Source organism: Pseudomonas sp. P4_C3 (genome assembly GCF_056402075.1).
Genome location: NZ_JBFUIC010000126.1, coordinates 1 through 13511, shown reverse-complemented (window position 1 = coordinate 13511; position 13511 = coordinate 1). Strand labels below are relative to the sequence as shown.

The window sequence follows — 13511 nt, the reverse complement described above, 5'->3', positions numbered from 1 at the left end:
GGGCAGACTTCGGCGCGCAACGGTGCCTGGTTGGCGGCATGGCGGTCATCTTCAAGGCTGATGTATTCCAGGCCCTTGCTCTGTTCGCAATACACACACTTGACCCGCACCACATGCCACTCGCAGGCGCACAGCGAACAGACCAGATAACGCAAGCCATTGTACTTGCCACGATGGCGGATGACCCCGGCCATGGCCGGCGAGCCACAGGCCGGGCACAGGCTGAGGCTGTCACCGGGGGTTAGTTGCAGATTGGGCGTGCTCAACAGCCAGTGGCTCCAGGCTGTTTGCAGCGCCGCACCGAGAAACGGCACCAGTGCTGCCGGCACCAGCGAATACTGGCCGCTGACCAGTGCCACCGCCCAGGCGCGGCGTTGCCCGGCACCGGCCAGGCGCAAGGTTTGCACGGCATCGGCCACGGCAGATTGTGACGGTGTGCTATAGCGTTGCAGCAAGGCATCGAGGTAAAGCTGCCAATCGTCTTCGCGCGCCAGGCTGTCGGCCGCAAACGGCGGCAAGCCGTGTTGCTGGCACAATTCGATGCGTTGTCGGTCGAGGGGCTCGCTCAGCGGCGGGTCGTCCAGCACCTGTTGCTGCACCTGGCACAACCCGGCAATCAGGCGCAGGTAATCGGCCAGCGGGTGCCCGTCGGCCAGCGTTTCCAGGCGCTGGGCGCGCAGGCTGAACAGGTTATGCGGTGGCATATACAGAAACGGCGGCGAACTGGCCGCCGCTTCGATTTCTCCAGGTTCGAGGATGGTTGGCAAATGTCAGCCCTTTTTGGTGATCGGTCGCTTGGGTGCTTCGTCGCGGGTCACTTGGCGGTACCAGAGTTCGTGGTGTTTCCTGGCCCAGCCGCGGCTGACCCAGCCGTGCACCATGGCGCTGACCGAGCCCTTGATCCAGATGCCGGCATAAATGTGCACGATGATGCTCAGGATCAGCACGAAAGCGGCCAACGCATGCAGCAACATCGCCCAGCGTATCGCGGTGATGCCGAAATACTCGCTGAAGTACGCACGCCAGATCACCAGTCCGCTGAACAACAGCACCAGCATGCACAGCAGTAAAGTCCAGAACAGCAGCTTCTGCCCGGGGTTGTATTTGCCGATGGGCGGGACGCCCTCCTCTTCGTTCTTCACGACCCGATCGATGCGCTTGAGCCACAGGCGATCATTGGCGATGAAGTAGTTGGCGCGCCAGAAGCGAATCACCAGGCCGAGGAACAGCAGGAACATCAGCACGCCCATGAACGGGTGCAGAATGCGCGTCCATGGCCCGCCGCCGAACAGGTTGCTCAGCCAGAACAGCGCCGGGTGGAACAGCGCCAGCCCGGACAGCCCGGCCATGAAGAACAGAATCGCCACCAGCCAGTGATTGGTGCGCTGGTTACTGGTGTAGCGCAGGATCGTCTTGTTGCTCATGGCCTGCCCTCCCCACGGGGATCGAAGGTATGCACCGACGGATCGACTTCGTGCACGGTGTTGTCCGGCGGTTCCGGATGCTCATCCTCTTCGACGATTTGCGGGCCGACACGTACGTAGTGGAAGAACCCGGCCAGCACCGCTACGCCCATGGCCAGCAGCGCCAACGGTTTGCTCACGCCTTTCCACAGTCCTACCAACGGACTGATCGCCGGGTGATCGGGCAAACCGGCGTACAGTCTTGGCGTATCGGCGTGGTGCAGCACGTACATCACGTGGGTGCCGCCGACGCCTTCAGGGTCATACAGACCGGCGTTTTCAAAGCCACGGCTTTTGAGATCAACGATACGCTCGGCGGCATGTTCCTTCATGTCGTCCTTGGAGCCGAACACGATGGCACCGGTCGGGCAGGTTTTCACGCAGGCCGGTTCCAGCCCTACCGCCACCCGGTCCGAGCACAAGGTGCATTTGTAGGCCTTGTGATCCTTTTGCGAGATCCGTGGAATGTTGAACGGACACCCGGTAATGCAGTAGCCGCAGCCAATGCAGTGGTCCTGATCGAAATCGACGATGCCGTTGGCGTGCTTGATGATCGCCCCCGGGCTGGGGCATGCCGCCAGGCAACCGGGCTCGGCGCAGTGCATGCAGCCGTCCTTGCGGATCAGCCATTCCAGGTTGCCGGCGTCGGTCTCGTGCTCGGTGAAGCGCATCAACGTCCAGGTTTCTGCGGTGAGGTCCTGCGGGTTGTCGTAGGTGCCATGGTTGTGACCGACCTCGTCACGCAGCTCGTTCCATTCCGAGCAGGCGACCTGGCAGGCCTTGCAGCCGATGCATTTGGTGGTGTCGATCAGCTTGGCGACTTCCTCCACGCCGCGTATCGACGGCGCGGGGGTGGTGGTGGCCGAGCGGGCAATGATGTCTTGGCTGGCCATTTAGACTTTCTCCACGTTGACCAGGAATGACTTGGATTCCGGGGTCTGGGTGTTGCCATCGCCGAGGAACGGCACCAGGGTGTTGGTCAGGTAGCCGTGACGGGTAGCGCCGGTGAAGCCCCAGTGCAAGGGGATACCGATCTGGTGAACGACCTGATTGTTGACCTGCAGCGGACGAATCCGCTTGGTCACCACCGCCACCGCTTCGATATGCCCGCGCTTGGAGCTGACCCTTACTCGGTCACCGGCAGCAATGCCCTTTTCCTTGGCCAGCACCTCGCCGATTTCGACGAATTGTTCGGGTTGGGTAATGGCGTTGATCGGGCAATGTTTGGTCCAGAAGTGGAAGTGTTCGGTCAGCCGGTAGCTGGTCGCCGCATACGGGAAGTCCTTGGCCTGCCCGAGGGAGTCCCAGACTGAATCGAAGATCCGCCCGGCCGGGTTGCTGGTCGCCTGCTTGTTGTTGGGGTGCATCGGGTTGATACCGATGGGCGTCTCGAACGGCTCATAGTGTTCCGGGAACGGCCCTTCGTTCATCTTGTCGAGGGCGAAGAAACGCGCCACGCCTTCGGGGTTCATGATGAACGGGTTGATGCCCGCTTCCGGTGCGGCGTCGACTTTGTAGTCGGGCACGTCGGTGCCGGTCCAGACCTTGCCGTTCCACCACACCAGCCGTTTGTTCGCGTCCCATGGTTTGCCTTTCGGGTCGCACGAGGCGCGGTTATAGAGGATCCGTCGATTTGCCGGCCAGGCCCAGGCCCAGCCGAGGTTCTGCTTCATCCCGTAAGGGTCGCTGTTATCACGCCGGGCCATGTTGTTGCCCAGCTCGGTCCAGCTGCCGCAGAAAATCCAACAACCGGATGCCGTGCTGCCATCGTCCTTGAGCTGGCCGAAGCCGGACAACTGCTGACCCGCCTTGACCACCGCGCCCGAGGCGTCGGTGACATCGGCGACGGCGTAGCCGTTGAATTCCCGGGCCAGCTCTTCCGGCGTCGGGTCATCCGGTATTTTGTAGGGCCAGTCGAGCTTGAGGATCGGCTCGGCCCAGGCACCGCCATTGGCCTGGTAACGCTTGCGCAGGCGCAAGAACAGCTCGGCCATGATTTTCACGTCGGTGCGCGCCAGCCCCGGGCCATCGGCACCCTTCCAGTGCCATTGCAGCCAGCGGCCGCTGTTGACCAGCGAACCGTTTTCTTCGGCGAAGCAGGTGGTGGGCAGGCGGATGACCTCGGTCTGGATGTTGGCCGTTTCCACGTCGTTGTAAGGCCCGACGTTGCGCCAGAACTCCGAGGTTTCGGTAGCCAATGGGTCCATCACCACCAGCCACTTGAGTTTGGCCAGCGCCTTCATCACCCGGTTTTTGTCCGGCAAGGCGGCGATCGGGTTGAAGCCCTGGCACATGTAGCCATTGACCTCGCCCTTGCCCATCATGTCGAACATTTTCAGGATGTCGTAGCCGGGGATGTCCAGCTTGGGCAGCCAGTCGTAGCCCCAGTTGTTCTCGACGGTGGCATTGGCGCCGTACCAGGCCTTCATGAGGCTGACGTGGAACTTGCCGTAGTTCTGCCAGTAAGACATCTGCCCGGGACGTAGCGGCTTGAGTGCGCGCTTGGCGATGTAGGTGTTGTAATCCTGTTCGGCTTCGGCCGGCAGGGTCAGGTAACCGGGCAACAGGTTGGACAGCAAGCCGAGGTCGGTCAGGCCCTGAATATTGGAGTGCCCACGCAAGGCGTTGACGCCCCCGCCCGGCATGCCGACGTTGCCCAGCAGCAATTGCACCATGGCCGCGCTGCGGATCATCTGCGAGCCGGTTGAGTGCTGGGTCCAGCCCAACGCGTAGAGAATCGTCATGGTTTTGCCCGGTTGCGAGCAGGTGGCGATCTCTTCCCAGATTTTCTGCATTGCGTCCATGGGCATGCCGCAGACCTGACTGGACAGCTCCAGGGTGTAGCGGCTGTAATGCTGCTTCATCAATTGGTAGACGCAGCGAGGGTCTTGCAAGGTCGGGTCGACTTTGGCGAAGCCGTCCTCGCCGATTTCATAGCCCCAACCGGACTTGTCGGTGTAGCTGCGCTTGCTCGCGTCGTAACCGCTGAACAACCCGTCCTCGAAACCGTAGCTGGCCTTGACGATGAACGACACGTCCGTATAGGCCCGCACGTACTCGTGCTGGATCTTGTCTTCGGTCAACAGGTAATTGATCAGCCCGCCCATGAAGGCAATGTCGGTCCCGGTGCGGATCGGCGCGTAATAGTCGGCCACCGAGGCCGTACGGGTGAAACGCGGGTCGACCACAATCAGCCGCGCCTTGTTGTGGGCTTTGGCTTCGGTGACCCATTTGAAACCACAAGGGTGCGCTTCGGCGGCATTGCCACCCATCACCAGAACCAGATTCGCGTTGGCGATATCGGTCCAGTGGTTGGTCATGGCACCACGGCCATACGTCGGGGCAAGACTTGCCACCGTCGGACCGTGTCAGACACGCGCCTGGTTATCGAACCCCAGTATGCCGAGACTGCGAATCACCTTGTGGGTGATGTAACCCGCTTCGTTGGACGATGCCGACGCCGCGAGAAAACCGGTGGTCAGCCAGCGGTTCACTGTTTGCCCCTTGGCGTTCTTCTCGATGAAGTTGGCGTCGCGGTCGGCCTTCATCAGGTCGGCGATGCGATCGAGCGCTTCATCCCAGGAGATTCGCGTCCACTCCGTGGTGCCAGGCTTGCGCACCTGCGGGTACTGGAGACGACTGGGGCTGTGAATGAAGTCCAGCAGGCCCGCGCCTTTGGGGCAAAGGGTGCCGCGGTTGACCGGGTGGTCGGCGTCACCTTCGATGTGGATGATGTTTTGCGTGACATTCTTCGCCGTATCACCCTGGCTGTACATGATCAAGCCGCAACCGACCGAGCAATACGGGCAGGTGTTGCGGGTTTCATGGGTGTGGGCGAGCTTGAAGTGACGCACCTGTTCGGCAAAGGCAATTGTCGGGGCCATGCCCAACGCGCCCAGGCTAGAGCCTGCAAGGCCGATACCGGCGACCTTGAAGAACTGACGACGGCTGAGATCCATCGTGCACTCCTGATCAGGTGGAACCCGGTAGGTGGCCGGGCCTTTTTGAACAACCACGGTCGCGGCAGTCTGGCTGCCGACACTACAAACTGTAGTCAACCGGTCGACGTTCTGTGTAAAAACCGACCGTCGGGTAAATCCAGCGGGCCGTGAAGATCCTTGTAGGAGCGAGCTTGCTCGCGAWGGTGTGTCAGTTGACATCACCGTATCTGACACACCWTCGCGAGCAAGCTCGCTCCTACAGTAAGTTGGCGCTTATCATAGGTGCATGTTCAACCCCGCCTTCACGAGATCCCGCATGACTTTCGATTTTGATCAGGTGTTCGACCGTCACAACACCGGCAGTACCAAATGGAGCCGCTACCCGGCCGATGTGTTGCCGATGTGGGTCGCCGACATGGATTTCGCCGCGCCGCCGGTGATCATCCAGGCCCTGCAAAAACGACTGGAACACCCGATGGTCGGTTACAGCGTGGCCCAGGATGACCTGCGCGAGGCGATCGTCGCCGATCTCTGGAACAAGTACGCCTGGCGCGTCGAACCCCAGGARCTGATCTTCCTGCCGGGYGTCGAGTCGGGCTTCAACATGGCATTGAAGGCSCTGGTGCAGGCGCCACAGAACGTCGTTGTGCAGGTGCCGAACTACCCGCCGCTGCGCCACGCCCCCGGGCATTGGGGCCTGAACAAGGTCGAGCTGAATTTCGATGCGCATGCCAATGGCACCTACACCACGCCGCTGGATACCYTGAGCCAGTCGCTGCAAGGTGGCGGCGCACTGCTGCTGAGCAACCCGCATAACCCGCTGGGCAAGGCCTTCCCCCGCGCAGAGCTGCAAGCCATTGCCGACATTTGCCTTGAGCATGACGCCTGGATCATTTCCGACGAGATCCACGCCGATTTGTGCTTCGACGGCCGCGCGCACATTCCGCTGGCGACCCTGAGCCCGCAAGTGGCCCAGCGCACCATCACGCTGATGTCGGCGAGCAAGGCCTACAACATCGCAGGTCTCAAGACCTCATTCATGATCATCCAGGACCGTCACCTGCGCGAGAAGGTCAACCACGCCCGTTGCGGCATGGTCGACAGCGTCAATCCGCTGGGCATGGAAGCCACCCGCGTCGCCTACAGCGAAGCCGCGCCATGGCTGGCCGAGCTGAAGGTCTATCTGCAGGGCAACCGCGACTTCCTCGCTGAGGCCGTGCATACCCGCCTGCCGGGCATCAGCATGAACCTGCCGCAAAGCACCTATCTGGCGTGGCTCGACTGCTCGGCACTGGGGCTGGACGACCCACAGCAGTTCTTCCTTGAACAGGCCAAAGTTGGTTTGAGCGCGGGCCTGGACTTTGGTGATGACTGCAAGCAATTCGTGCGCCTGAACTTCGGTTGCCCACGGTCGCTGCTGGAAGAAGGCATTGCGCGGATGGAGCGCAGCTTGCGCCATCTCAAGGCCTGATCCGCCCCTCAGCAACATCGAAGATCCCCGTAGGAGCGAGCTTGCTCCGGGCGGCGATCCGACGATGGCGTCGTGTCAGCCAGCATCAATATCGACTGTGCCGACGCCATCGCGGGCAAGTCGGATCGCCGCACCGCCGCTCCTACAGGTAATTATTGAACCGACCCAAGCCCGCGATGCTCAACAGCCTATAGCCCTGCACTGGCGGTTGTTTCGAGATCTGAGCCATGAGCTTCATTACCTGGGTGGCGGTGTTGGGGGCTGTGTTGCTGACGCTGGCACTGACCTCGTCGTACCTGCGCTGGATGCCGGTCACCACTTCGGCGGTGTGTCTGGTACTGGGCGTCGCCATCGGTCCGGCGGGCCTGGTTTTACTCAGGCTGGATATCAAAGAGTCGTCATTCTGGATCGAGCACCTGACGGAAGTCGCGGTGCTGTTTTCATTGTTTGTCTGCGGTCTAAAGCTGCGACCAGCACTTCGTGATCGCCAATGGCGAGTGGCGTTCGTTCTGGCGGGCCCGGTGATGGTGCTGACGATTGTCGGAGTCTGCCTGCTGCTGCATTTCGCTTTCGGACTGGCATGGGGGCCCTCGCTGCTGATCGGGGCGATACTGGCGCCGACCGATCCGGTCCTGGCCTCGCTGGTTCAGGTCAATGACGCCAAGGATGACGATCCGGTGYGGTTCGGACTCTCGGGCGAGGCAGGACTGAACGACGGCATCGCGTTCCCGTTCGTGATTCTGGGACTGCTGTTGTTGCAGCAAAACGGCAGTTTTGCCAGCGGTCTGGAGGACTGGATCCTCGAGCGCCTGCTGTGGGCCGTGCCCGCCGGACTGCTGACCGGTTACTGGATGGGCCGCGGCATTGGCCGCCTGACCTTGTTCATGCGCATCAAGAATGCCGACAGCACGTTTTCCCCCAACGATTACCTGGCGCTGGCGCTGATCGCACTGGCTTATGTCGTGGCCGAAACCATTGGCGGCTATGGGTTTCTCTCGGTGTTTGCCGCTGGCCTGGGCTTGCGCCAGGCCGAGGTCAAGACCAGCAGTGACGCCCACACGCCGGCCGAGCACCTGGTTCAAGCGGTGGTCGGTCATCAGAATGCCGAACCCCAAGCGGCCGTGCTCGGCAATGTGGACCACCTGGAGGACACGCAAGTCGCGGCCGGGATCATGATGGGCGACATGTTGTCGTTCGGCAGCCTGGTGGAACGGGCCATGGAAGTGTTTCTGGTCACCTTGCTCGGGGTTGTGCTGATCGCGCACTGGGACTGGCGGGCGCTGCTGGTCGCGTTGGTGCTGTTYGGGACGATTCGCCCGCTGACGGTCTGGCTGATGCCGTGGGGTTCGCTGCTCAATGGCCCGCAACGCTGGTTGATCGGCTGGTTCGGCATTCGCGGCATCGGGAGTTTTTACTACCTTTTCTATGCCTTGAACCACGATCTGGTGCCTTCAGTGGCAACGGTGTGTGCCGACCTGACGCTCTCGGTGGTCGCCCTGAGCATTCTGGTCCACGGCATCAGCACCCAGCCGCTGCTTGCCCGCTATGAACAGCGCAACCGCCGCGTCACTTCATCGCCAAAGCAATGATTTCCACCAGGTTGAGCTGGGTAAAAGGTTTCGACAAACGCGGCAGATGGGCGGCAAAGCCTTCCAGCCGCTCGGCATAACCGGTGGCGAGGATGATCGGCACACTCGGTCGCATGTTCCTGATGGCATTGGCCAGTTGCGCGCCACTCATCTGTGGCATGGCCATGTCGGTGATGACCAGATCGATATCCGGTTCACTGTCGAACAGTTCCAGTGCCCTGGCACCGCAAGCCGCACTGATGGTCCGGTGTCCGAGGTCCTCGAGCAGCAGGCTGGTGCTGGTCAACACCAGACTGTCATCGTCCACCACCAGTACACACAGGCGGGGCACTTCCATGGCCTGAGTTTGCGCTACCGGCTGAACCACCGAGCCCTGGGTGGCAACCGGCAACCACAACTCGGCCGTCGTCCCCTGATCCTTGTTGCTTTTGAGGATGAAGCGCCCACCCAATTGTTCGATAAAACCGTGGACCATCGACAACCCCAGGCCCGTACCTTTACCGACGCCCTTGGTGGTAAAGAACGGGTCCATCGCCGAGGCCAGCGTGGTTTCATCCATGCCCTCGCCGGTATCGGTCACATTCAGGCAAACGTAACGCCCCGGCGCAAGGGATGAAGTGGCGCTGTCGGTCACTTCATCGGTTCTGGCGCTGAAGATAATGGTCCCGCCATGGGGCATGGCGTCACGGGCATTGGTTGCCAGGTTCAGTACGGCCAGTTCCAGTTGATTGACGTCCGCCATCACCGGTTCAAGATCCTCGGGAAAGCGTACTTCGATGTTCACCGAAGGACCGAGGGAGCTGCGCAATAGCCCGGAAATGCCTTCCACCAATGCCGGTATCCGCACCGGTTCCGATTTGAGTTCCTGGCGTCGGGCAAACGCCAGCATGCGCTGGGTCAGGGAAACCCCGCGCAAGGCGCCTTGGGTGGCGTTGTCGATCAGGCGGGTTATTTTTGGATCGTCCGTCACCCGTTTACGCACGATTTCCAGATTGCCGAGGATCACCGTCAGCAGGTTGTTGAAGTCGTGGGCGATGCCGCCGCTGAGTTGGCCGATGGCCTGCATTTTCTGCGCCTGGAACAAGGCCTCCCGGGTTTGCTCCAGCGCCTGCTGCGCCTGGGTGACTTCAGTGATGTCCCGGGTAATCTTGGCAAAACCGAGCAAGGTGCCGGTGTCGCCCCGGATCGGATCGACAATGACATGGGCATGGAACCGCGTACCATCCTTGCGCACCCTCCAGCCCTGGTTTTCAAAGCGCCCTTCACGAATGGCGATGTCCAGCGTCCTTTGTGGTTCGCGGGCATCGCGATCCTCCGGGGTATAGAACATCGAAAAATGCTGGCCAATGACTTCTTCCGGCAAGTAACCCGTGATGCGCTGGGCGCCCAGGTTCCAGTTGCTCACGTGTCCGTCCGGCGAGAGCATATAGATCGCATAGTCAGTAACGCTCTGCACCAGCAGACGGAACTGCTGTTCGCTTTGCTTGAGGATTTCCTCGGCCATTTTGCGATCGGTCAGGTCCCGGGTGATCTTGGCAAACCCCAGCAATGTGCCCGACGGGTCGAGGATCGGGTCGATGACCACATGGGACCAGAAGTGTGTGCCGTCCTTGCGCACCTGCCACCCTTCTCCCTCGAAACGCCCTTCACGGATCGCCGTGTCCAGTGCCCGCAGGGGCAAGCCGGCACGGCGATCGTCATCGGTGTAGAAGCGCGAGAAATGCTCGCCGAGGATCTCGGCCTCCTCATACCCCTTGAAACGCCTGGCGCCGGCATTCCAGCTGGTAATGATGCCATCGGTATCGATCATGTAGATCGCGTAGTCGATCACCGCATCGATCAATAGCCGAAAACGACCGTCTTCGATGGCACTGGCCTTGGTTCGATCTTCGCTCATTGATCCCACCGCCTCATGGTTTCACTGGAGTATGGGTCATACCGGGATTTTGGAAAGCCCACCAACGCGGCAGCAATTGCTTGACCTTGCTCTCGCCAAAACGGTCGTCGATCAACATCACCACCCCTTGATCCTGTTGCGTACGGATGACCCGCCCAGCAGCCTGCACCACTTTCTGTACGCCGGGAAACAGATACGTGTAGTCGTAACCGGCGCCAAAAATGGCGGCCATGCGCCGCTTCAGTTGCTCGTTCACCGGATTGAGCTGCGCCAGCCCCAGGGTGGCGATAAATGCGCCGATCAGCCGGGCACCGGGCAAATCGATGCCTTCACCAAAGGCCCCGCCCAGCACCGCAAAGCCGACACCCTGGCCGTCGGCGTGGAACTGATCGAGAAACTGCTGACGTTGCGCTTCGCCCATGCCTCGGGACTGCGACCACAGACTGATGTGCGGATGCTTCTCGGCGAGTAACTGCGCCACCTGCTGCAAATAATCGAAGCTGCTGAAAAACGCCAGGTAATTGCCGGGACGTTTGCTGAACTGTCTGGCGATCAACTCCACGATCGGTTCAAGGGAGGACTGGCGATGCACGAACCGGGTGGAAATCTGATCGACGATGTGCACTTGCAGTTGATCGGCATGAAACGGCGACTCGACGTCAATGCACACCGTGTCCGCCGGTGTCCCCAGTAAATCGGCGTAATAGTGCCGGGGGCTGAGGGTCGCGGAAAACAGCACCGTGCTGCGCGCGGYGGTCAGGCGCGGGCGGATGAACCCGGCGGGGACCACATTGCGCAGGCACAACTGCGAGAGGTTGCGCTTGCGCTCGAGGTCACGCTTGCTGATGTCGAACAGGAACTGTTCATCGAACAATTCGGCCACCCGGCAAAAATGCAGCATGTCGAAGTAAAAACCCTGCAGTGCACTGTCCAGCCCTTGAGGGTGATCGTTCAGGTAATCACCGATGCTGGCGCTGCAAGACGACAGTGCCTGAAGGAGCTTTTCCGGCGCCTTGTCATAGGCCTGATAAGCACCGGTTTGCGCGCCATGCAGGGCATTCCACTCGCGGTTGACCCGCTGCATCGGCTTTTTCAGCGCTTCGGGTGCGGATTTGCGCACGCTGTTGAGGGTCCCTTGATCGAGGCTGGCGCTGTACATCTGCCGGCCGCGTTCCACCAGGTTATGGGCTTCGTCGACCAGCACCGCGACTTTCCAGTTGTTGGCCTGGGCCAGACCGAACAACAAGGCGCTGAAGTCGAAGTAATAGTTGTAGTCGGCAACCACCACGTCGGCCCAGCGCGCCATTTCCTGGCTCAGGTAATACGGACAGACATCGTGCGCCAGGGCGACCTCGCGCAAGGCGCTCTGGTCCAGCAGGCTCAATTGACTGGCCGCCTGCCGTGCGGCGGGCAGGCGATCGTAGAAACCCCGGGCCAATGGGCACGACTCACCATGGCAGGCTTTGTCCGGGTGTTCGCAGGCCTTGTCCCGGGCGATCATCTCCAGCACCCGCAACGGCGGCGCACCGGAGCTGGCAAGAATCACTTGTGCGGCGTCCAGGGCCAGTTTGCGTCCCGGGGTTTTCGCCGTGAGGAAGAACACTTTGTCCAGTTGCTGTGGCGCCAGCGCCTTGAGCATGGGGAACAAGGTGCCCAGGGTTTTGCCGATTCCGGTGGGTGCCTGGGCCATCAGGCAGCGCCCCGTGCTGATGGCCTTGAACACCGACTCGGCCAGGTGRCGCTGCCCCGGTCGAAAGTCGGCATGGGGAAACGCCAGACGCTGCGCCGCCCKATTGCGCCCCTCTCGATGGGCGACTTCCTGTTCGGCCCATTGCAGGAACCGCGCGCAATGCCATTCGAAGAATTGTTGCAACTCCATGGCGTCGAAAGGCTCGACCAGGCAGGTTTCCTTTTCGCTGACGATGTCGAAATACACCAGCGCCAGGTTGATTTGAGGCAGATCCAGTTTCCGGCACATCAACCAGCCGTAGATTTTCGCCTGGGCCCAATGCAACTGGCGGTGGTTGGACGGTTGCTTGCTCAAATCACCGCGGTAGGTCTTGACCTCTTCCAGGCAGTTTTGCCCGGGGGCATAGCCGTCCGCCCTGCCCTTGACCGTCAAGGTTCGATACTGGCCCTCCAGGGCGACTTCGCTTTGGTAACCCTCGCTGCGTCGCGATGCCACCGTACGGTGCCCGACAATGCCTTCCAGCGCGGTCGGTGACGGTGTGAAGCGCAGATCGAGGTCGCCGGCCTTGGCGGTGAACTCACACAGCGCCCGCACCGCAATGCTGTAGCTCAAGTGCCCGGCTCCGCCCATTGCACGTAGCACACGGCAATCGGCATCTGGTGTTCGTGGCAGAACTCCAGCCAACGCAACTGGTTGTCCTGCAGGCGATCTCCCGGGCCTTTGACTTCGATCATGCGGTAGGTCTTTTGCTGCGGCCAGAACTGGATCAGGTCCGGCATGYCGGCGCGATTGGCCTTGATGTCCAGCAACAAACGGTTGAACCAGTGCTTGAGGTGCTCGGCCGGGAGGCAATCCAGGGCTTGCGCCAGCAGTTCTTCGCTGAGCACGCTCCAGAACACGAAAGGCGACTGCACGCCCCACTTGGCGACATAACGTTCGCGGATGGTCTGCCGGTAGCGCCCGTCGTCGAGTTCGGCCAGGCACGCCTGAAACAGTTCGGCCCGACGGCGATGGAAGTCTTCGCTGAGCAAATCCACCGGCCCGCGCTGGAACGGGTGAAAAAACGCGCCCGGCAAGGGCGCAAAAATCGCCGGCCAGCACAACAAGCCGAACAACGAGTTGACCAGGCTGTTTTCGACGTAGTGCACCGGCGCCGAATCCTCAGCCAGATGCGCCTGAACATAAAACTCGACCGACACTGCGGGATCGACTCTTGGTAGTTGCAGGTCCAGACGCTGCATTTCCCGAGGCGCTGCCCGCTTGATGGGCGGCCCGCCGAGCTTGCGCCGCAGGCGCGGCAGCACACGGAGCAGCTGTTGTTGTTCGGCGGCGCTCTCCGGCGCCTGTTCGGCCTCTGCGGCCAGCTCCAGCGCCAACTCAAACTCGCCACTGCGTTCCAGCACGCGAATCAGCCGCGAACGCGCGCCCGGATAGGCACATTCGCGGTAGAGGTGCAGGGC

9 protein-coding genes are annotated in these 13511 nt (G+C 61.3%); 2 read left to right on the top strand and 7 right to left on the bottom strand.

Going from position 1 to position 13511, the window contains the following annotated elements:
• From fdhE to fdnG, 4 genes are all read right to left on the bottom strand, one after another.
• On the bottom strand, positions 1-767 hold a 767-nt coding region (fdhE, locus tag AC1DVH_RS18970), incomplete at its 3' end, for a formate dehydrogenase accessory protein FdhE (protein ID WP_477755101.1).
• A gap of 3 nt (positions 768-770) precedes the next feature.
• Positions 771-1424 (bottom strand): formate dehydrogenase subunit gamma, encoded by a 654-nt coding sequence (locus AC1DVH_RS18965; protein WP_477755100.1) that lies wholly within the window; start codon positions 1422-1424, stop codon positions 771-773.
• A complete protein-coding gene (gene fdxH, locus AC1DVH_RS18960; protein WP_477755099.1) occupies positions 1421-2356 on the bottom strand; it encodes a formate dehydrogenase subunit beta in 936 nt (311 codons plus the stop codon). The genes AC1DVH_RS18965 and fdxH overlap by 4 nt, the downstream gene beginning before the upstream one ends.
• The gene (fdnG, locus tag AC1DVH_RS18955; protein ID WP_477755098.1) at positions 2357-5422 is read right to left on the bottom strand and encodes a formate dehydrogenase-N subunit alpha; all 3066 of its coding nucleotides are present in this window, start codon (positions 5420-5422) and stop codon (positions 2357-2359) included.
• A gap of 298 nt (positions 5423-5720) precedes the next feature.
• On the opposite strand from fdnG, the gene AC1DVH_RS18950 reads away from it, so the two are divergent.
• The gene (locus AC1DVH_RS18950) at positions 5721-6875 is read left to right on the top strand and encodes a MalY/PatB family protein (protein WP_477755097.1); all 1155 of its coding nucleotides are present in this window, start codon (positions 5721-5723) and stop codon (positions 6873-6875) included.
• A 227-nt stretch (positions 6876-7102) separates the two neighbouring features.
• Positions 7103-8464, top strand: coding sequence for a cation:proton antiporter (locus AC1DVH_RS18945; protein ID WP_477755096.1), 1362 nt, complete (start codon positions 7103-7105; stop codon positions 8462-8464).
• On the opposite strand, the gene AC1DVH_RS18940 is transcribed toward AC1DVH_RS18945, so the two are convergent.
• The 3 genes from AC1DVH_RS18940 to AC1DVH_RS18930 all read right to left on the bottom strand — a co-directional run.
• The gene (locus tag AC1DVH_RS18940; protein ID WP_477755095.1) at positions 8442-10361 is read right to left on the bottom strand and encodes a hybrid sensor histidine kinase/response regulator; all 1920 of its coding nucleotides are present in this window, start codon (positions 10359-10361) and stop codon (positions 8442-8444) included. The genes AC1DVH_RS18945 and AC1DVH_RS18940 overlap by 23 nt on opposite strands.
• Before the next feature lie 13 nt (positions 10362-10374).
• Positions 10375-12663, bottom strand: a complete 2289-nt coding sequence (locus AC1DVH_RS18935) for an ATP-dependent DNA helicase (RefSeq protein ID WP_477755094.1) — start codon at positions 12661-12663, stop codon at positions 10375-10377.
• Positions 12660-13511: VRR-NUC domain-containing protein (locus AC1DVH_RS18930; protein ID WP_477755093.1), on the bottom strand; the 852-nt coding region annotated here is incomplete at its 5' end. The genes AC1DVH_RS18930 and AC1DVH_RS18935, both read right to left, overlap by 4 nt.